General features: G+C 69.8%; 9 protein-coding genes and 1 pseudogene. 5 read left to right on the top strand and 5 right to left on the bottom strand.

Annotated elements, in window-relative coordinates; translation table 11 throughout:
- Nucleotides 1–6: 6 nt before the first annotated feature.
- Nucleotides 7–6,951, bottom strand: a complete 6,945-nt coding sequence (locus OG948_RS33990; protein ID WP_331773367.1) for a polymorphic toxin-type HINT domain-containing protein — start codon at nucleotides 6,949–6,951, stop codon at nucleotides 7–9.
- A gap of 424 nt (nucleotides 6,952–7,375) precedes the next feature.
- Between OG948_RS33990 and OG948_RS33985 the strand changes: the two genes are divergently transcribed.
- Nucleotides 7,376–12,457: an FG-GAP-like repeat-containing protein gene (locus OG948_RS33985; protein WP_331773366.1), complete on the top strand. Its 5,082-nt coding sequence runs from the start codon at nucleotides 7,376–7,378 to the stop codon at nucleotides 12,455–12,457.
- A gap of 493 nt (nucleotides 12,458–12,950) precedes the next feature.
- Here OG948_RS33985 and OG948_RS33980 read toward each other — a convergent pair whose 3' ends face one another.
- Nucleotides 12,951–13,706, bottom strand: coding sequence for a hypothetical protein (locus tag OG948_RS33980; protein ID WP_406300150.1), 756 nt, complete (start codon nucleotides 13,704–13,706; stop codon nucleotides 12,951–12,953).
- Nucleotides 13,707–14,316: 610 nt separating this feature from the next.
- Between OG948_RS33980 and OG948_RS33975 the strand changes: the two are divergent.
- Nucleotides 14,317–14,656 (top strand): annotated as a pseudogene (locus OG948_RS33975) (IS5/IS1182 family transposase); the annotation flags it as partial.
- 85 nt (nucleotides 14,657–14,741) lie between these two features.
- Here the strand turns inward: OG948_RS33975 and OG948_RS33970 are convergent.
- Both OG948_RS33970 and OG948_RS33965 read right to left on the bottom strand, forming a co-directional pair.
- Entirely contained in the window at nucleotides 14,742–15,872 is a 1,131-nt protein-coding gene (locus OG948_RS33970; protein ID WP_406300149.1) for an SMI1/KNR4 family protein, read from the bottom strand.
- Between the two features lie 614 nt (nucleotides 15,873–16,486).
- Entirely contained in the window at nucleotides 16,487–17,254 is a 768-nt protein-coding gene (locus OG948_RS33965; RefSeq protein WP_406300148.1) for a BPL-N domain-containing protein, read from the bottom strand.
- 151 nt (nucleotides 17,255–17,405) lie between these two features.
- Between OG948_RS33965 and OG948_RS33960 the strand changes: the two genes are divergently transcribed.
- The 3 genes from OG948_RS33960 to OG948_RS33950 all read left to right on the top strand — a co-directional run bounded on the left by OG948_RS33960 (nucleotide 17,406) and on the right by OG948_RS33950 (nucleotide 20,564).
- Nucleotides 17,406–18,059, top strand: a complete 654-nt coding sequence (locus OG948_RS33960; protein ID WP_406300146.1) for a response regulator — start codon at nucleotides 17,406–17,408, stop codon at nucleotides 18,057–18,059.
- The gene (locus OG948_RS33955; protein WP_406300145.1) at nucleotides 18,056–19,159 is read left to right on the top strand and encodes a sensor histidine kinase; all 1,104 of its coding nucleotides are present in this window, start codon (nucleotides 18,056–18,058) and stop codon (nucleotides 19,157–19,159) included. Before OG948_RS33960 ends, OG948_RS33955 begins: the two co-directional genes overlap by 4 nt.
- 415 nt (nucleotides 19,160–19,574) lie before the next feature.
- Entirely contained in the window at nucleotides 19,575–20,564 is a 990-nt protein-coding gene (locus tag OG948_RS33950) for a hypothetical protein (protein WP_406300144.1), read from the top strand.
- A gap of 320 nt (nucleotides 20,565–20,884) precedes the next feature.
- Here OG948_RS33950 and OG948_RS33945 read toward each other — a convergent pair whose 3' ends face one another.
- Nucleotides 20,885–21,715 (bottom strand): hypothetical protein, encoded by an 831-nt coding sequence (locus OG948_RS33945; protein WP_406300143.1) that lies wholly within the window; start codon nucleotides 21,713–21,715, stop codon nucleotides 20,885–20,887.
- Nucleotides 21,716–21,875 lie beyond the last annotated feature (160 nt).

Below are 21,875 nucleotides of genomic sequence, written 5' to 3'. Positions count from 1 at the left end.
TGAAGCCTAGCAGAACGGCTTGATCATCTCTCCCGTATCGTGACTCAGAGTATTCTTGCCATCGGGCCCAACGCGCCTTGACCCGTTCTTCGTGTTCGGCCCGTTGTCAACGACTACGGATCGCGAAACGCGACCGTCAGCATCTCTCAGGGTGATCTTGCTTCCGTCTTTCGCCCTATAGGTGACATATCCCCGCTCCGACCATGAGTGCAGATCAAATCCGTGCTGGGTTAGGATCCGGTCCGCCTCATCAAGCGTCGTGTTACTGAGGTCAGGTAGCCGACCTGCGGCACCATTTCCATTGTCGTTGTGGACCAATATCGACGTGGTCCCGACAGACACATAATAGGTGTGGACATAGTCGACGGTGAGGTCGTGCGTGCGTGCTGGCTGCCCGAACCGGCGGACTGCCTCAACCCAGATCCATGTTCCGTCCGGGCTTCGGAGGTGTTGGCCCGGTTTGAGATCGCCTGCGTCAACCCATTCCTTCAGGTCGGGGACCCAGAAGGGGTGGTTGGTGGTGGCGATGATAGAGGCTTCGCCGTCTTCGGTTTTAATCGTGAGGTCGGCAAATTCCTTGTCGTCCTCGGTGGTGATGGCGGCCAGGACGGTGCGGGGCTTGGACTCGCCGGTCTCGGGGTCGGTGGCCAGGACGGCGTCGCCCGGTTGGACGTCCTCAATGGCCTTGGTGGTGCCGTTCGCCATGAGGACGCCGGTGCCGGGGACGAAGCTGTGGCAGACGCGGGCGTACTTGTTGATGACGCCTTGGGCCGCTCCGCCGGTCAGGGCGCCTATGCCCGCGTCTCCGGCGATCTTGACCAGGGACTCCATGGAGCTGCGGTCGCCGTGGTTGAGCTGGTCGTCGAGAGCGCCGTAGATCGAGTTGCCGAGTGCGCCGCACAGCATGGCCCCGCCCACCGCGGCCGCGCCGGCGGTGGCTGCGCCCGCGCTTGCGGCGGCTGCCATGCAGCCCCATTCGGCGAGGCCGCCGGCCACGATGGGGGCGACCTTCTTCCAGTTGTCCTGTACGTAGTGGGCCGCCTGGCTGGTCTTCTTCTTGGCCGCGCCCCACGCCTTCGCGAAGGGGTTGTCGTTGCCCTTGCCCTTGCCCGTGTTCGAGGAGGAGGGCTTCTTGGGCTTGTCCATGCAGTACCTGACGCAGCCGGCCGTGCCCCCGGGGGCTGTGGGCGAGGTGGTGGTCTGGTCGGTTCCGGAGCCTCCGCAGGCCATGACGTTGCCGCAGTAGACGGGGTCCGGGTCGCAGGACATGACGTTGCCGCAGTAGGCCATGCCGGACGGGTCGGACTGCGTCAACGGGTTGTTGTTGCTGTAGGTGTAGCCGTGCATCTGGCCCGCGTCGGTCAGATCCATGATCGGGTCGACGCTGATGAAGCGGCCCAGGTCCGGGTCGTATTCGCGGGCGCCGACGTGGGTCAGGCCGGTGGCGTCCATCGGTTTGCCGAGGAAGCCCTTGTCGTCGGGCCATTGGCCGTTGGCCTGGGTGGGCTGGGGGCCGCGGGGTTCGCCGAAGGGCTTGGACTGGCGGCGAGTTGCGTCCAGGGTGGCGGAGTCGAGGGTGCTGACCGGGGTGCCGTGGTGGTCGGCCGCCATGTACACGATCGCGCCGTTGCCGCTGCGCACGACGGCGGCGCCGCCGGCCGTGGGGTAGTAGCGGGTGCCGACGACCGGGCCGGACTGGTCGGTGTTGGTGGTGAGTTCGTCGCTGCCGAGGTAGAGAGTGGTCTTGCCGGCCTCGCGGCGGATGATCCGCTGGCCGTCGGCGTCGTAGAGGTAGTCGCTGCTGCCGGTCGCGGAGGCGACCTTGGCAAGCTTGTCCTCTTCGTTCCAGGTGAGGGTCTGGAGGTTGGCGTCGGCGCCGGGGCGGGTCTTGATGCTGCCGTTCGCGTCGTAGGTCAGGCCCGTGGTGACGGCCTCGCGGGTACCGGTCTTGAGGGTGACGGTCTCCAGGCGGTGGGTGCGGTCGCCGGCCTGGGCGCCGGGGCGATAGCCGTACTCGGTGGTGACGTTCTTGGCCGGGTCGTCGGTCGCGTCGTGTTCGACGAGTTTGGTGCGGTTGCCGACCGCGTCGTAGTCGAAGGACTGCCAGTACGGGTCCGGGCCGCCGACGGTCGCCGTGCTCGGGGCCTGGGTGACGCAGCCGCCGATACCGGGGACGCTGGGGGCGGGCAGGGTGGTGGTGCCGGCGGTGTCGGTCCAGGCCTGCTTGAGGCGGCGCAGGCCGTCGTAGGCGAAGCACTGGGTGTCGGTGGTGGTGCCGTCGCGGACGGTCTTGACGGAGGTGACGTCGCCGCTGGGCTTGTAGGTGTAGGAGGTGGCGTCCACGCTGGCCGTGGTCGCGGTCTGCTTGTCCCAGTTGGTGGACAGCAGGCGGCCGGTGGCGGGGTCGTAGGCGCTGGTGAACGCGGCTTGGAGGGGGGCGTCGCCGAGGGTGGCGCGGATGTTGCGGCCGAAGACGTCGTAGATTGCACGGTTCAGATACGCCCGTTCGCCGCCGAGCTTGGTCCGCAGTCCCTGGGTGCTGTAGGTGCTGCTCAGGGTCTCGGCAGGGAGACCGCCCTGGGCGGGGACGTCGGTCTTGATTGGCAGGCCCAGGACCGGCTCGTAGGTGGTGGCGGTGGTGTAGGTGCCGGCGAGTTTGCCTTCGGCGGAGGGGATGGTGACGCGGGTGCCGGTGGGGCGGTAGGTGCCGGGTTCGAACCCGGTGATCTCGCTGGTGTACTTCGCGCCCGACTTGCCGCCGACGTAGCGGGAGGAGCCGTCCGCCTGGCCCTTGGCGTAGCGGTCGTACGTCCACTCGGAGAGCAGGTTGGCGTCGGCGACCGTGTCCTTGTAGGTAGCGGTCTTGCGGCCGAGCGCGTCGTAGGTGTAGGCGAGGATCTGGCCGCGGGCGTCGGTGGTGCCGGTGACGCGCCCGACGAGGTCGTAGCGGGTGTCGGACGGGCCCTTGTCGGGGTCGTCGACGTGGGTTTTGCGGCCGAGGAAGTCGTAGGTGTAGGTCCAGGTGTTGCCGCCCGGGTCGGTGACGGTCTTGAGTTCTTCGCGCGGGGTGTAGGTGTAGGTGATCTTCGAGTAGTCGGTGCCGGTGGGGGCTCCGCCGTTGTACTCGCGCAGTTCCTTCGGTTTGCCGCGGGCGTCGGAGATGGACAGGGTCGCGGTTCCGCCGGGCGGTGGGGTGACCCGGGTCTCGTCGGCGCCGACGTAGGCGGTGGTGGTGCGCCACTGCTCGATGGCCTTGGAGGAGAACGTCTGGGCGGTGGTGCGGCCCATGCCGTCGTAGACGACCGCGTTCTGGCCGGGGACTTCGTTGTCGTTGGCGACGAAGAGGTCCGTGTTCGGGAGGTCGTCCTCGTTCAGGTAGGGCGTATTGGTCTTGTGGGGGCGGCCGAGGCTGTCGTGGAAGGTGTCGGTGATCATGCGCCCGGCCGCGTCGTTGACCGGGTCTGATTGGGTCTGGCGTTCCTGGAGGAAGCTGTTGAGGATCCGGTGCGAGACCGCGTAGTCCTTGTTCAGCTTCAGGGTGCGGGTGGTGACCACCGAGGGGCCGGTCTTGCTGGGCGCGTAGGCGAATTGCAGGTCCGCGTTGTCCTGTTTGGTGTGGCCCGGTTTCCACACCGCGATCAGCCGGCCGAGAGTGTCGTACTCCTGCTCGATCACCAGACCGTTGGCGTCGACGGCCTTGACCGGAAGGTTGCGAGCCCCCGCGTAGACGGTGGAAGCCGTCCAGTTGGCGGGGCCGGTGACGGCCACCGTGGTGGGCAGGCTGCCCGCGGCAGGGGTGTACGCGGTCGTGGTGGTCTTGTTCTCGGCGTCGGTGGCCTTGGTGACGCGGCCGTAGGCGTCGTATTCCGACTTGGTGGTGGTGACCCAGTTCGGGGTGCCATCCGCCTTGTAGTCGATCACCGCGTCGGTGGAGGTGGTGTCGCCGACCGCGCCGACGTCGCCGTAAGGCTTGTTGTCGTAGAGGGTGTGTGACCACGCGTACACGGTGTCCTTGGACGGCGTGGTTGCGCAGGTGCCCACCAGAGACCGGGTTTCGGCGGGTTTGCCGATGATCCACGCGGACGTGTTGTGTGCGTAGGTGGTCTTGGTGCAGTACTCGGGCAGGCCGTCGGCCTTGTCCGAGACCGTCTCCGGAAGGCCGTGGACGGGCTCGAACGTGGTGGACTTGGAGGTCTCGCGCCACGTGGTGCCGTCGGCGAGGAGACTGCGGTCCCGGGTCTTCTCGGTCGCGGTGCGGCGGGCCGTGAGCGGGGGTAGGCCGCGGACGCGGGCGTGGGTGGCGGTGACCGCCGAGGCGTGCGGCGTGCTGAGGGAGGTTGCGGCCACCGTGCCGCCGTCGCCGGTGAACGTCTTCGTCTCGTAGGCGAATCCGGCGTGGTGGTTCGCGTCGACGATCGACGCGCCGGTGGAGTCGGTGAGGGTGACGGCGCGTGTGGTGCCGTCCTTCCTCACGTCGGCGTCCATGCCGCGCAGGTAGAACGTCGCGGACTGGGTGACCGGGTCGGGGGCGACGCCCGAGCGGGTGATCACCTGGCCGTAGCCGCGGTACTGGTTCCAGGTCCGGCGGTCCTTGCTCTTGGGCCGGGAGGCTTCCTTGTCCTCGGTGAGCTCGGAGTCGTCGCGGTGCCATGCGGCGCCGCCGACGTACTCGTAGCGGGTGGAGCGGTTGGGGGCGGTGGTTGCGATGTCGTGTTCGGTGACCTCGGCGACGGTGTACTTGTGGAACCAGTGCAGGACCGGTTCCGCGTCCTCGTCGTAGTTCCACCACATCGGGTAGCACGCCTTGGTGTTGGCGTCCGGGGTGGGGAGGGTGGCCGGGGTGCACTCGGGGGTGTTGTACACGACCGTGGTCTGGCCGCCGGTTTCGTTCGTGATCCCCTTCAGGCGGCGCCGGTTCATCGGCGGCGCCAGGTCACCACCGGCGTCGACGCGGTTGTGCATGAACTCGCCGGTGAAGTCGACCGAGGGGACGTCGATCTTCTTGGCGCCGTCCCAGGCGGTGCGGGTGATCGAGTTCAGCCACAGCGTCGGGGAGGAGCCGTCCTGCGGGTCCGGGTAGTCCTGGCCGAGGGCGTATTCGTCGACCGTCTGGTAGCCGGCTCCGACGAGGGACTGGGTGACGATCTTGGTGAGGCGGCGGGTGGAGAAGAACGACTGCCCGTGCTCCTCGCACGTGCCCGACGTCGCGCACTGCTTGTCGACGGGTACGTCCGGCCACTTGGCGGCGTTGGCCTTGGTCATCTTGGCCGGGTCGCAGTCGAACCCGTCCTTGACCAGGCATCGCTCGGCGGTGTCGAAGAGGACCTGGGCGGTGGGCGGGGTGGTGTCGGTGGTCTTCGACCCGTAGGTGATCTTGGCGAGGGTGCCGCCGCGGGTGTACTCGGTCAGGGTGCCGGAGCCGACCAGGACCGTGCCGCGGGTGTATCGGTTGGTCTCGGCGTTGTACCAGTAGGTGACCATGCCGCCGCGCGGGTCCACGACGTAGTCGAGGTTCCAGCGCCACCCCTGCCGGCACCAGGACGCGTCGAACCCGGCGGTCTTGTTGCAGGGTTCGCCCGCGTTGTTGCCGTAGACGGGCGCGGACCAGGTCGAGTTGGTGGCGGTGTCCTGGTTGTTGCCGCCCGGCTTGTGGCCCACGCCGAAGTAGTACTGGACGCCGTCGCCGGTGGTCAGGCGCCAGTACTCGCCGTTGTCGTCACCGTTGACCGCACCGGTCAGGGGTTCGATGCGGGAGTCGTCGTCGCCTTCCAGACGCCACTTGGTCTTGTCGGTGTCGTCCTGGATCAGGGTCGAGGACTTGCCGTTCAGGGACAGCGTCAGGGAGTTCTGGTTGGACCAGCACTTCTCGCCGGACTTGTCCTGGCCGTCGCGCGCGCAGGACTGGTAGGAGCGCTCGACGAACCCGGGTGAGTATTCCCAGCCCTCGCCGATCCAGGAGGCCTGGTTGTTGGTGGAGGTGGTGCGGCCGTCCACGGCGCCCGAGTTGTAGGCCAGACTCACGGTCGGCGCGGTGCCGCCGATCGCGGGCGGCACGCCGATCGCGTACGACCAGTTCATCGAACCGGAGTTGCCGCCCGCCGACCACTGACCCGACGGCGACAGCGAAGTCGCCTTGTAGTCGCCGGAGGGACCCGACGCGTCCGCCGTCGCGGCGAACACCATCGCGCCGCCCGTAGCGGGAGCGTTCGCCGACTTTGCGGTGGTGGGCGAGGCCGCAGTCAGGTCGACGTCGGCGAGTACGCGGTTCTTGACCCGGTCGTTGCGTCCGCCCGTCACCGGCGTCTTGACACGACACGCGGGAACGTCCGGCGTGGTCAGCGCGCACTCGGGCATCGACACCAGACGCAGCCGGGAGGACCAGTCGGCGCCGAACGCGTCCCGGAATCCCGCGTAGTCGACGCCGACGGTGACCTTGCCGGGGGCGGTGGCGGTGTCGGTGGGGCGGACGGTGATCAGGACGCCGTCGACGCCGGCCCGCTCGGCCGCGGCGTGGTCGGCGACGGTGACCTTGAGCCGTCCCGAGGGGCTCGCCGCGCCGGTCGCGGGGGCGGCGAAGGTGTTCGAACGCAGGGGGCCGCGGGCGGAGGTGTCGGGGGTGGTGATCCATACGGGGGTGCCGGGGGCGTTGCCGCCGGTAGGGGCTGCCAGCAGGGACGAGCCTCCCCGCGCGACGAAGTTGGACGCGGGCGCCGGGGTGGTCTCGGACTCGGCCGGCTTGGGCCAGGTGGTCGCGGTGGGTTTCCACGAGCGGTGGCCGTCGCCGGGGATCGGTCGCGCGTCGGGTTTGGGTGCCTTCTTTCCGCCGACGGAAGGCGTCTTGGGCAGGTCGCGTGGTGACCATCCCTCGTTGTCGGGGCGGGATTCGATCCAGTCGACGGCCTGGGCCGGGCCCACGCTCGCCGTCAGCGCCAGGACCGTCGCACCCGTCACGAACAGGCGCGCCGCACGCGACCCTCGTGCACGCCGGGACTTCGATCCCCACGACCAACCACGCATGACGAACCCCCACCGAGACAGGACGGATCCCGCCCCCGAACAGGCGAAAGATCACAGACGGAGCGCACCGTACGCGGCAAGTTCCCTGCGGGTAAAGGGAGTTCCCGTGGGTGGATGTGTGCTTCGTCACTACAACCCAACCGGTCGCTCGAGAGTCCCCGGCAGGACCGAATCGCCCGTTGGCAGGCATAGTTCGGCAATTCGAAAGCGCCTTCGAGAGACTTGATTCCTTGTCGATATATCGAATGAGTCGATGTGATCTGCGTCACCTGGTGAAGGGTTCCGGCCAACCGGTACGTTCCGCGCATCTATGCGCGCTCGCGCCCCGCACCGCCAACTCTCCCGAGGAGCACCCTTCATGGGGCACCCGCCTCCCCGCCCACGCCCATACGCACGAGGACTGTCGGCGCTCGTCGGCGGACTCGTCACCTTGTCGATGACGTGCGCCGCCGGCGCCGCCGGCGCCGCCGGCGCCGCGCCCCACCACGCACCCGCCACCGCATCCGCCGCCGGGGTCTCCACCTCGACCGCGGGCAGCGCCGCTGCGGGTGCCCCGTCGGCCGAGGCGAAGGCCGCGGCCGAGGCAAGGGCGACCGCGCAGGCCGTGCGCACCGGAGTCCCCGTCCCCGTACCGGAGTTGACCACCGAGACGGACACCGTCACCGCGAAGCCCGACGGCGTCCTGGCGCTCGAACGGACCGTGGAACCGTCGCGGACGAAGAAAAGCGGTGTCTGGCGCGACCTCGACCCGACGCTGGCACGCGCCGCGGACGGGACGGTGCGGCCGGCCAGCACGACCGGTGACCTGCTTCTGGGAGGCGGTGGCACCACGCTGCTGGCGTCGATGACCAACGGCGGCCGCAAGCTCACCTTCACCTGGCCCACGACGCTGCCCACGCCGGTCCTCGCCGGCGACGGCGCGCTCTACCCCGGTGTCCTGCCCGACGTCGACCTCAAGGTCACCACCGGCGAACAGGGCGGCTTCACCCACACCCTCATCGTCAAGACCGCCACCGCCGCGAAGAACCCGCAACTCGCCACGCTCAGGCTCGGGATGGCCACCGACGGCGTCACCGTCACCGAGACGGCCAACGGATCACTGGCCGCCAAGGCGGCCGACGGCAAGGTCGCGTTCACCGCGCCCGCGCCCGTGATGTGGGACTCGCGCAGCACACCCAAAACCTCCCCCGCCACCGGGAGCACGAAGACCGCGTCCGCGCCGGCCGGGACGCAGGACCCGCCCCCTCCGGTACCCGCGGACGAACTCGTCTCCACCGACAGGCGCCCCGGTATCCACGCCACCACCGCCCCGCTGGAAGCCGCCGTCACCGGCACCTCGCTGACCCTGACACCGGACGCGAGCCTGCTCGGCGCGGCGGACACGGTGTTCCCGCTCTACATCGACCCCGGCTGGGCCCCCATCCCCTTCCGCGACAACATCAGCACCTACGGCTGGGCCCAGGAGGCCTACCCCGACACCCCCGGCTACGGACGCACCGACTACCAACCCGGTGCCGGATACCAGCGCTGGCGCACCAAGACCGGCCTGGAACGCACCTACTACCGGGTCGACTACAACTGGCAGGGGCGCCTGAACGGCAAGGTCATCAAGCGCGTCACCTTCAACACCACCCAGGTCGACTCCGCCGTGAACGGCTGCGAGGAAAACCTCGCCCAGCCCGTCTATCTGTACCTGGCCAGTGACACCCTCACCAACGCCACCAACTGGGACAACAGGCCCACCGAACAAGGCCTGTGGGGCACCGCGTCGGTACCGAGCTCCAGCGTCGACTCCCACTGCGGAAATCGCCTGGTCGACTTCGACATCACCGCCAACATGCTCCCGCACCACAACTGGGAGTTCCTCACCCTCAGCGTCCAGGGCAAGGAATCCCCCCAGAGCACGGCCAACAACGGGTTCAAGCGGTTCTCCCGCAACGCCGCCGACAACTTCATCTACATCGAGTACAACACCCCGCCCAACCAGCCCACCAACCTGCGCATGACGCCCGTCCCCGTCAACGGGGGAACCTCGGGCAACGACGGCTACATCGGCGCCGTCAACCCCGCGGTGGGCGGCGTCAGCCTCTACGCCACCGTGACCGACCCCGACCGCGTCCAGACCCTGGACGCCAACTTCGTCGTCACCGAGGTCGGCAACGGCGACCCCGTCGTCCACACCAGCGGATTCGTCTCCAAGGGCGCAGACGGCCACGAGGCCCGCGTCGACCTCCCCGTCGGGCTGCTCCTCGACGGCCACACCTACAGATGGACCGCCCAAACCGGCGACGGCGACGCGAGCTCGCCCCCCACCGTCGGCCGGACCTTCACCATCGACGGCACACCGCCGTCGGTACCGACCGTCGACAGCATCGACTACCCGAAGGCCGGCGGAGGCAAGACCGCCGGCGACAAAGGCACCTTCACCTTCACCGCCGTCGACAACGCCTCCGGCGTCGACACCATCGAATACGCCCTGAACGCCACCATCCCCGTCGGCGGCGCCGCCCGCGCCACCTGGGACGACATCACCAAGATCTGGAGAACCGACCCCCTGCCCGTCGTCCTGTGGGGCGCCAACACCCTCTACGCCCAAACCGTCGACAAGGCCGGCAACCGCTCCCAACCCACCATCTACAAGTTCTACGCACCCTCCGACCCCCACGCCAAAACCACCCTCGGCGACGTCACCGGCGACGGGCGCATCGACCTCCTCACCGTCGACGACGCCGGCGCACTGCGCATGTACGCCGCCGACACCGACCCCGCAGCAGGCGGCACCATCGCCTCAAGCACGCTGCAAGGGCCGCCCAACGCCAATGGGAAACGCACCTGGGCGGGATCGCTGATCACCCACCGCGGCGGGGCCGGCATCACCTACGACGACCTGTACGCCCACGCGAACGGACAGCTCTACCGCTACTCCAGCGCCGGCGCGGGCGCCCAGGGCCAATACTTCACCAGCGCCGTCCGCGATGTGATCACCCGCCCCGGAACCTGCAGCGATCCCACTCGGCCCGGCGGCAACTGCGCGGCGTACACCTCCGACTGGTCCCGGGTCCGGCAGATCCTCGCCCCCGGCAATGTCGACAACGACCTCAGCGGATCCCGCGTCGCGCGCCTGGACCTGCTCACCCTCGAGAACAACGGTGACGGCAGCGCCGGCCTGTGGCTCTTCCACGGCGACACCTCCGGCGGCGCCTTCGACAAGGCGATCCCCCTGGGCACCGCCGACTGGAGGAACCTCGACCTCCTCGCCCCCGGCGACGTCACCGGCGACGGGCTTCCCGACCTGTGGGCTCGCGACCGCGTCACCGGACAGCTCCACCAGTACGCGTCGAAGAAGAACGCCGACGGCAGCGTCGACGTCACGGCGTTGGGGAACACCGCCGCGCGCACGCCGATCGGGACCGGGTTCGACGCCGCCGCCTACCCCAGGCTCAACTCCGACGGCGACCTCGACGGCGACGGCAAAGCCGACCTGTGGGGACAGGCCGCCGACGGAAGGCTCTACGTCGCACTCGGGATCACCCCCGGGCCGGACGGGAACGCGTTCGGGCCGATGCGGCTGATCGCGGACAACCAGACGCCGTGGACCACCTGCGAGAAGTTCCCCTCGGCGGGGAACCCGAACATCAAACTCGACCTGTGCGGGCCGATCCTGGCCAAGTACAAGGCCACCGGCGGGCCCACCGGGCCGCTCCGGCTTCCCACCAGCGGCGTGGTCGACGACGGCGGCATCGGCAAGTACGCCGACTTCCAGGGATCCGCGAACGACGGCACCACCAACGCCCACATCAACTGGTCCCCCACCACCGGCGCCTGGTCCCAGCGCGGTGACACCCGCACGAAGTGGCTCCAGAGCGGCGCCCTCAACGGGCCGCTCGGATACCCCGTCTCCGACGAGACCACCGTCCGCGACGGCGCCGGCACCGTCGTCGGCCAGATCACCCACTACGCCGGCACAACCACCACCGGAGCCGGCGCCGTCACCTGGACCGGCGACACCGGCGCGCATGTGATCAGCGGGGAGACCTACAACCGCTGGCAGGCCACCGGAGGCCCCCGCGGCACCCTCGGCTTCCCCGCCACCGACATCGCGAACACCCCCACCAAACCCGGCACATACACCCACTTCCGCACCCCCGGCGCGAGCGCCGACAACGGCTCCGTCTACACCAGCCCGAACAACGGGGCGTGGGCCGTCTACGGCAGCATCCGCAACCGGTGGGCCACGCTCGGCTGGGAACAGGGATACCTCGGGTTCCCCACCAGCGACGAGTACGACATCGCCGGCGGGCGTCGCGGTGACTTCCAGGGCGGCTACGTCCGCTGGAACTCCGTCACCGGCGCCGCCGTCGACCACCGCCCGGGCGACGGCACGAGCGCGCAACGCAACGAATACTCCGGCGACTTCGACGGCGACGGACGCGACGACGTGCTGACCGTCTACGACCACGGCCAGGCCACCACCGCGTTCTTCGTCTCCCCCGGCAACGCCGACGGCAGCTTCGGCGCGCCCCGCCAGGCGTGGGTCAGCCTCGCCGGGCACTTCGACGTCGGACGCACCAAGTACAGCGTCGGGGACTTCGACGGCGACGGGCGCGACGACATCGCCGCCCTGTACGTGTGGACCGACGGCAGCACCTCGCTGTTCAAATTCATCGCCCACCCCGGCGGCGTCTTCTCCGACCCGATCCCCGGCTACGTCACACCCGCCGGGAACTGGGACTGGAACAGGGCCGCCATCCTGGCCGGCGACTACAACGGCGACGGCAAGGACGACGTCGCCATGATCTTCGCCCAGGTCATCGACCCCGCCGGCGGCACCACCTCCGTCCACACCTGGATCATCCGCAGCGATGGCGCCTTCGACACCCCCGTACCCGGCTGGCAGTCCCCGCCCGGCACCTGGAACGCCGGCTCCGCCAAATACACCGTCGGCGACTACAACGGCGACGGACGCACCGACATCGCCGCCCTGTACGGCTGGGCCGACACAAGCGTCACCCTCCACACCCTCCTCGCCCAACCCGACGGGAAACTCGCCGCACCCGTACAGTCCTGGCGCGCAGCCCCCGGAGCGTGGGACTGGAACAAGGTTCAACTCACCACCGGCGACCACAACGGCGACCACCACGTCGAACTCGGCGCCATGTACGACCTCGGCGGCGGCACGACCGAATACCGGACCTTCCCCAGCACCGCGGCGGGACTGTTCACCGACCCCAGCGTCGCCTGGCGCTCCGCCCCCGGCACCTGGGCAACCAGCGCCGCATGGCCCCTGACCGGCGACTACAACGGCGACGGACGCGACGACCTCACCGCCATGTACGAATGGACCGACGGCTCCACCACCCTCGACGCACTCCTCGCCAACCCCGACGGCACCCTCACCCGCGCCCCCCAAGGATGGCGCGCCCCACCCGGCACCTGGTAACCACCACGCAACCACCATCACCAACCACCGGAGCCCGGCACGCCACGCGCGCCGGGCTCCGCCCATCCCTCCGCCCAAGGCCATCGCAGCAGTAGTCCGCCCTCGGCCGAAGCGGCGACACAAGCCCACAATGCAAAGCGAGGCCGTCCCCCCTCGACTCGACGAAAGACACGTGGCCGACGCAGCGCACGAGCCCAGTGTTCGCGGTACTCGCAGGATGTCGACCCGTGCCCACGAACTCGGCGTCGTGGTCCGCGTCCAACGCGCCGGCGACCACGTCCTCACCCGACCCGTCCGGTTTCGAGGAAGACGCTCCCGAGGACCGCGTCGGCACGGACCCCGGCCGACTCCTCGCGCACATGATCGCCGCCGGGCTATATGTGCTGGGCCGCATGCTCTACGAACTCGCTTGCGGCCGGCTGCCGTTCACGGCATCGGACCCGATGGCGCCGATGTACACGCACCTTCATCGGGAACCGGATCCGCTCGGCGCTCACCACGCGGACCGGCCGCCCGGGATGGAACAGCTATTCGCGGAACGTGCCGCACAGCGGTGGCTCAGGCTGATCCGACGGCGTTCTCGCCACGCCTTCGAGACCTCATGCAACCGACGCCTACGTTTCACGGCAGAGATGAGCCCCATCACGCTGCGCAACACGAGACACAGTCCGATAAGGGTCACTCCCATCGCCGTGATTGCGCTCTCGTCGACGTGTTGCCCGTTGCCTTCGGGCGAAGGCGCGCCGGCAGAGGCCAGCGCCGGCAGAAAGATCAACAGCACGCCTCCCACACCAGTCACCAGGACACCGATGAAGGACATCAGGCGCTTCCGCGATGAACCACCGCTGAAGGCCGCGAACGACGCCACGACCAGAGCGCATCCAAACGCCGGGAGAACGGTACCCGTGATCCATTGGGTCGCGAAGGCGTTCCAATACCATCGATCGTCTGGCGTCGAATCCTCGAAATAGACCAACCGGGGTGATGAGCCGGTCAGATCCTGATATGTCCCAGGCAGCAGGCCGAGCAGAAATACAGCAGCGAAAATCCGCCTATCCATGAACCCTTGGGTACACCCCCACTTTCGAGTCAGCAAGACGGCACACCAACCCATCGCGAGTCCGAGAAAAACTCCTTTGACCGCCCCATAACCGATTGGAATCCAAACATTCCACGGATAGTTGCTTTCGTGTGTCGACCGCCAAATGCCAGCCATGCCCCACGCCAGCGCACCCGACACCAGCCCCACGGATCGCGCTCCACCCACCGCCGACACACCCTGGCCAACCAACGAAACCTCCTCGGCCTACGACCGTTCGCCTTCGATGTAACCAAGTTTCGAACAGCCATAGCACGGGCGGGTCGGGCGGTGGCGCGTCGACGGTGAAGAACCTCGACCTCGACCCGGACCTCGACGCGTACCGTGGCCGCGCCATGGAGGCGATGGGTGCGGCAACAGCCCTCCCACCACACCGAAAGACCCCCGGAACAGCCCGGATACCCCTACATGACGATGCCGACCAACACACCGCCACCACACCACCCACTCACAGAGTCGGCGCCCGGAACTCGCCCGCGTGCCACCGCCCGAGCCCCCGGGGCGGACGGCCCGGGCCAACGACGACAGGGGCAGGGTTCTGCCATACCGCGGGCACCGATCACGCCCCGACGGCCGAACGGTGCGACGCGGAACCAACCGCGGCGCAGCGGCGGGCGACCGATCAAGCGGCCACCCGCGGCGGGCACTCATGCTCGATCGTAGGACCGCACACACCTGCCGGGACGGGGGCGGCCGCGTGTCGCGCCGGGAACCGCTCGATCCCCTACGGGACTTACAACCGCCATCCAGACACACTCACATCGTCGGCCGGAAGCGAGGCATCCCCACCGACACGATCCGACTCGTCCTCGCCGTGACCGTCACCGCCGCGAGCCTGTCGGAGAACGCCCTCGGGATACGCCTGCTCAACCAGGCCGAGAAGACCCGTCCCGCCATCTCCGGAAGCGGGGTCGACACCGCTTCGAGAACGCCGTCATCGAACACGGCGCCGGCCTCGGAATCGACGTCGAAGTCGTCAACAGAAACCCCGGAGTTCGGGGCTCCACATCGTGAAAAGGCGCTGGGTGGTCGAACGAAGCCTGGGATGGATCATGCTCCGTCGACGTCCGGCCCGCGACTACGAGACTCTGCCCGCCAGTCATTTTGCGTGGTCCACCGGTTGTGTCGTGGGGCCGAGATCTCCTTCGAGGAGTGTTCGAAGGATCCGCGGCCGCTGCAACAGGGTCAGGATCTCGGTGGTGAGGGCCGCGACGGGGAGGTGGTTTTGGTCGTGCACCGTGATGACCGCCGCGGACAGGCCGGATGGGACGGCTTCGGCGTCCAGGAGGACGCGCCATTCCCGAGCGTCCAGTTCCAGGTACTCCAGCCGGGTGAGGGCGGCGATCTCCGGCGGGTCGGCCAAGGTGCCGGGAAAGGCGGTGAGGGTGCGCAGGCGGGGCAGTCCGACGAGGGGGCGAGGGCGAACGGGGGGCCGTCCCACACGCCGATGGACAGGACTTCCGGTTCCGGGTGGGCGGCGGCCTCGATGGTCTCGACGCCGCCGCGGCCGACCCTTGCCGCGATCGGAGGGTTCCCGCGGCCGTCGCGGCCCTCCTCCCTCGTCCGGCGCAGGACGAAGTCGGTGAGGGAGTCGGCCACGAGTTCGGCGCCGAGGCTCTGTTCGTGGTCGACCAGGACGACCTGCCCGAGGTATCCACCGGGGCCCGGTGTGAGGTCGACGGCCAGTTGGTCGCCGCCGTTGCTTCCGAAGACGATCCAGCCCGGTGAGCCGGCCAGACCCTGCACGGCGGCGTCGGGCGGGGTGGCGACCGCCTTCGTCGCCGACAACTCCCAGCCGGAGCAGCGGGCTGCCGCGTCGACGGCGCACAGGTCTTCCAGGGCGATGATCTCGCAGCCGACGGCCTGGTCGAGACGGTCGATCGACTCCCAGTCGTCCCAGTCCTTCGATGCCCGCGTCACCCCGTACAGCCGCTTGAGTTCGTCGGACAGCGTGACGCCGAGACGCGCTTCGACGGCAGCGATCTCCTCCTGCGTCGCGCCGACGGCATCGGGCAAACGCTCGCGGAGAGTGCGCTCCAGCAACTCCGGGTCCGCCGAGGGAGCCGGTACCGCCCCGGGCACCGCTGCGGGGAACCGGCGCCAGGGTTCCGGCAGGGAGCCGTCGACCCGGACGAGCGTCCCTTGGTCCACACGGCCGACGGAGGCCGTCACGGCGGGACCCGGCCACACCAGGTCGAGCGTTGCGTACCGGGCGAGCAGCGTGCGCGTGTCCTCGGTCTCGTCGTGGGGCAGACCGGCCTCGTCCGGGTCGTTCAGGATCGACTCGCGCAGCCACCGGTCCGCGTTTGGTCCCACCGTTCGTCGTCGACGGCGTCGTCCCCCGGGCCACTCGCTTCGACGAGGGGCGTCCTCTGCGAGACCCTGCAAGGACGAAAGAGCTGGCCAGGCGAGCGCGAGGCCCGACCTGACGCCTTCAGACGGCTCCACCGCTACAACGCACCCGCCGCCGACACTCCCGCCTCGGACAACGATCACCTTCGGGAACGCCCTCCAACTCACACCAACTACGCTGGCACCAGCCGCATAACCCGTGTTCAGGATTCGGGGTCAAGGCCCCCACATTGCGGCCGCTACTGACTTCTCGCAGCACTGGTTTTCGCGGCGCAGACCGAGGGCGTCGTCGTGGCGGCCGAGGTGGATCATCTGGGAGATGCAGGTGACGATCTTCCCCCCACCCACCATCCGGCCGACCCGCTTCCCCGGCGGCGTACATGGCATGGCTCGAGTACCGCTGTGATGCTTCGTACCGCCCGCCGGCGTCGTGGCCGACCCGTCCGACGAGCGCTGACAGGTCTGCTGACGGTGGCCGAGGACGGCACCGCCGAGGACCGCCAGATGCCCGGCACGGTCTCATCCATGTACAGCACCGCCGTCGGGTTCACTCGCGGGTCGCAAGTATCGCAACGGTCTCACCGTCGTCCGGCGGTTGCTTCGATCAGCTCGTAGGCCAGGTCGAAGCGGATGCCATCGGGGTTATGGAGTCCCTTCTCCGCGTACCAGGACTCGCCGGCCTCCGGGTGGGGGCCGCTCACGCCGACCCGGCCCTTGCCGTACGGGGCGACGACGACGGCGGCATCTCCGTTGGGGTAGGTCGCCAGGACGTCGGAATCGGCGCCCTTGTTCAGGAAGAAGGCGGGCCCGTCCTGGAAGTACATGTGGCGAGGCTTGCCCTTCCATTTCACCGGCACCACGGTGTCGCGCTCGTCGGGGACGGTGGCGTCGGGGGAGTCGATATACCCGTTGGTGTCGCCGGGCAGCAGGCCGAAGCCCGGGTTGCCGCCCGCCAGGTAGGCGCCGAAGCACAGTCCCAGATAGCTGCCGCCCTCCCGGACCCACGTGCGGACGACCTCGGCGGAGCCCTTCAGGTCCCGCCAGGTCCGCTCCAGGTCGGAGCCGCCCCCCGGTTGCACGTACAGCTTCGCCCCGGCGAGGTCGGAAGCCTTCGGCGCGGCCTTCACGTACCTGACCCGGTAGTGCTGCGGCGCCTCGCGCAGCACCTTGGCTACCGACGGCGCGCAGTCGGGGCAACCCTGCGGGCCGTCGTAGATCACCGCGAGGGGGCCCTCGGCGGGCTGCCGCTCCCCGGCAAACGAAGACGGGACGCAACCCACGGCCAGCAGGGCGGCGGTCACGAGGACGGAGACGAGGGGGCGATGAGCGAGGGTTTGGTCGGTCATGGCCCCACCCTCCCGCTCCACGGCCAGTGCCCGGTACCTGCCGGTCGGCGGGGACGCCTCCCCCGGCCGGCGGGAATCCTTCGCCCGTGCGACCGGCCGGGACCTACGAGCCGTAAGGTCGGGATGTGACGATGCAAAGGGGACCCTGTACATGATCCGAGCCGTGGTGGTCGACGACGAGGCGCTCGTGCGCTCCGGCTTCCGGCTCATCCTCAACGCCGCCGAGGACATCGAGGTCGTCGCCACCGCCACCGGCGGCGAGGCCCTCGCCGCCGTACGGGAGCACGAGCCCGACGTCGTCCTCCTCGATATCCGCATGCCGGACGTGGACGGCCTCACCGTCCTGCGCGAGCTGCGTGCGCTACCCGACCCGCAGCGGCCCGCCATCGCCATGCTGACAACTTTCGATACCGACGAGTATGTCCTGACCGCCCTCGACGCCGGGGCCGCCGGCTTCCTGCTCAAGGACACCGATCCCGCCCTGCTCGCGCAGGCGGTGCGAACACTCGCCGGGGGCGGCGTGGTGATGTCGCCGAAGGCGACCCGTTCCCTGCTCGGCAGCCACCCCGGCACAGGAGAGGCCGACGAGGGCACCGCCCGGGTCGGACGGCTCTCCGAGCGAGAACGGGACGTGCTCGTGCTGGTCGCCGAGGGGCTCTCGAACGCCGAGATCGGGGACCGGCTCCATCTGAGCGGCGGGACGGTCAAGGACCACGTCAGCACGATCCTCACCAAGCTGCGGGTCGGCGGCCGCGTCCAGGCAGCGCTGCTCGCGCAGCGGGCGGGGCTGCTGGAGCGGAGATGAACAGGATCCCCGCCGCACTCGTCGACGCCGGCCTGGTCGTCCTCGCCGGGTTCGACCTCTGGCTCAACCTGGAGGACGACACCCCGTTCGGCCTCGTCCTCGGCGCTCTCACCTGTGCGGCGCTGCCCCTGCGCCGCCGCTTCCCCCTTTCCGTCTTCCTTCTCTGCCTCCCCGGCTCCCTCGTCCAGGACGTCCTCGTCGCGCCGGTCGCCGCGCTTTACACCCTCGCCGCGCGCACCCGCGACCGGCGGCTGCTCGCCCTGTACGCGACCCTCTTTGCGCTCATCACCGCCGCCCCCTGGCCGCTGACGGACTTCGCGGGCGAGGAGCACACCTGGACGCTGGTCACCTTCGTCTACACGCTCGCGATGGCCTCCGCCCCCGTGCTCCTGGGCCAGCTCCTCCAGACCCGGCGGGACCTGCGGCTGCAGCTGACGGAGACCGAGGCGGCCAGGGAGCACGAGCGGGAACTGCACGCGCAGGGCGTCCTCGCCCGCGAACGAGCCCAGCTGGCCCGGGAGATGCACGACGTCGTCTCGCACCAGGTGAGCCTCATCGCCGTACAGGCGGGGGCGCTCCAGGTCGCCACCGCCAACGACGAGGTCCACGAGGCAGCCCGTACGATCCGCACGCTCAGCGTCGAAACCCTCGATGAGCTCCGCACCATGGTCACCCTGCTCCGCGCCTCCAGCGGCGACACCACGGAGCTTGCCCCGCAGCCCACCCTCGCCGACCTCCGCCGCCTCGTCCACGGCAGCGGCTTGGACGCCGGGCTGACCGGCGAACTCCCGGCCGTGGATGCTGTCCCCGCCCCGGCCCAGCGCGCCCTCTACCGCACCGTCCAGGAGGCGTTGACCAACGTGCGCAAGCACGCCCCCGGCGCCGCCGCGAGGGTCGAGCTCTGGCACGACGGCCCGGCATACGGTGTCACCGTCACCAACGACCCCCCGGCCCGCCCCGCCCTCTCGCTGCCCGGCGCGCACCAGGGCCTCATCGGCCTCCGCGAGCGCGCCGAACTGCTGGGCGGCAGCCTGGAGTCGGGACCATCCGGAGACGGCGGCTGGCAGGTCCGGCTACGCCTCCCGGACCGCCGCAGCTGATCATGTCCCCCGCACTCCCATCCCCGCGAGGCGGGCGGCCCGGCTGCGTGCCGGTCGCGGTCGACGGCCCGGTGCGTCGCGCTCGGGTCGCTCCCGCCGGAACACGACCGGACATCGGGGGCGTTCGTCGACACGCGGAGTGGCCTCGGGCCGCTGCGGTCGTTGGTCGATCGTGGCCCCCGCGTCCCCCCGTCGTGTGGCCGCGCTCCGGGCCCGCCGACATCCCCCGATCGGCGGGCCCACCCGAGCCGTTGCCGGGCCCGCGCCCACGCGAAGCCCCCACTCGGGAATCACCGGATCGCTGTGAACTCGGCGCGCCTCGTGCGGCCCCAAGGAGCGATATCGCCTTGCCGGCCCCCACGGGCCGTGACACGCTGCCCGACATGATCAAGAGAATCGAGTCCTCCGTCCGCCGATGAGCGAGACGGCCGGGATGCAACCGCCCGGATCGCGGATGTCCCTGTTCGAACACGTGCTACGACTCCACCTGCCGGCCCCGGACGAGGCGCTGCCGCGGGACGGAGAGCCGTACCCCGACGATGCGTTGCACCGCCGCCGGTCTCGGCCGAAAGCGCCGGAGGACCGGCACACCGCCGGCAAGGATGCCGCGCTCGTCCTGGACGCGTATTTCGCCCGCACCGCCGCGCAACCCGGCGAACTGGTCGGCGCGTTCCACGACGTCTACGTCCCCATTCATCCCAACGCCCACATCACTGCCGCGGCCGAGGGAGCGGACAGGCGTCGTGTTCACCAAACGGGCTCATGGCTGGTCCGACACGGAACCGATCGCGACTCGGTCACCATGGGGCTCGCCCTGCTCTCCGCCGTCGCAACGGCCGACGACGTCACCCTGATCCGAACCATCGGCCTGCTGTCCAACCACTTCGGCCCCCTGGCCGCGCACACCCTGGAAAGACTGCCCCGAGGCACCGATGCCCTCCTGTGGCTCGCCGATCGAGTCACCGGCTGGGGAAGGGTCTACGTCGTGGAGGCCCTGTGTCGACTCGACGACCCCACCGCCCGACCCTGGCTCCTCCGCAGGGCATGCGACGGCGATTTCCTCAACGCGTACTTCGTCGGCGAGGTCGCCCGGACCGCTCGTCTGCACGAAGTCGTCACCGGGCCCTGCGTGGACGAGGAGATCACCGACCACACCGGCAGACTGCTTTTGGTGATGACGTACAGCCAGGGCATGGGCGTCACGCTCGCGCGTTATCCCCACGCCGAGGCGGTACTTGCCGCACATCTGCGCCACCTCGAGCGATCGGGGCCTTCCGCCCGGCCGATACTGCACCGCCGCGTGGCTGGCGAACAGCCTGGGGACACAAGGCGACGCGGGTTCGATCGGCCCGGTTCAGCGATGGCAGCCCTACCGGGACGACTACCTGGCTCTCCTCGAACGTGACGACTGGTGCGAAGTGGCGAGGGACGCCCTCGCGGCCGCGGACCCCGGCATCGTCCGGCTCGTGGAAACGGCGTCAGGCCGTCGGCTGCCGGCGTTCGCCAACCCGCCGACACCCGACGGGCGATAGCGCACATCAGAAACATCCACACTCCGCCTCGATTCCGTCCGCATCATCGATTGGTTGTTCTGCCAGGTCCGACTTCGGGGTACGCCACGTCCATCCACCAGGAACTTCGAGCCTGGGCGCTGCCATGGCCCGCCGCCGACCCTCCCTCCGCGATGCACCGCGCTTGCGTCGAGCACGGAATCCGTGTGGCGCACTACCCGACCCACGGTCTTCGACCCCACCGGTCGCTCCGGCCTCGCAGGAACGCGGGCAGAACGATCGCCGGCGTCGAGGGCGCGGCGCGGCCCCACCCGGGCGAGCCCAAGTCGTTGCCGGGGTTGCGGGCGCTCAGCCGTCGACGCCGGCGCGTGTGCGGCAGCCCGGTGGCCGGGTCGAGGAACGCGCCCTCGCCCATCTTGGCGGGTGCCGTCGTGCGGACGAGGTCGGCGTCGCCGCGCAGGGCGTCCAGGACCCGGGCGTCGATCCGCGCCTGGCCGTGCTTGTCGCCGCACGGGCACAGGCTCCATCCGTGGGACTCGATCCGGTCGGCGACGTGGTCGAGGATGTCGGCGGCCTCGTCGAGGACGCCCACGGGGATGTCCACGCGGTCCCGGTCGGGGTCGGCCCCGACCGCGACGCCGAGCTCGAAGGCGAGGTCGGCGGCGTGCTGCACCGTGCGGGAGTCCCCGTTGGTGGAGGCGTACTTGACGGCCTGGGTCAGCGCCATCAGGGGCCGTGAGCAGGCATGTCGGGGCGTGGGGACCGAACGCGTGTCGGGGCGGGCCGGGCGAACGCCGTGGACGTGGTCCGACCCCTCGGCGGCAGGATCGGCGGCGGCGGCGATCTGGTCGGCGATCACGTCGGGGTCGATGTAGAGCAGGACCGCCCGGGGGCCGACGTCCAGGCGTTCGGCCAGCGTCGCCACCGCGTGGGTGAGGACGTTGCGCACCGCCACCGGCTCCGCGTCCAGGCCGCGTTCCGACAGCGCCGCCCGGATCCGTGTCACCAGGGACTTGTACGTCGTGCTCTCTTCGATGTCTGCCACGGCCGTCAGCGTAGGACCGGCGTTCACGGCCGGTCCGGCGAACCGGGTGCAACCGAACCCGGACGGGTGGACTCCGACCGCCCGCACCCCGACCCGACGGAAGGTCGGGTACCGGAGGCGCGGAACGGGTCGCCGTCGGTGCCGAGGGTGGCGGCACGCG

The sequence above is a fragment of the Embleya sp. NBC_00888 genome, from assembly GCF_045207655.1.
Classification (GTDB): domain Bacteria; phylum Actinomycetota; class Actinomycetes; order Streptomycetales; family Streptomycetaceae; genus Embleya.
This window is presented reverse-complemented; position numbering and strand designations above follow the sequence as displayed.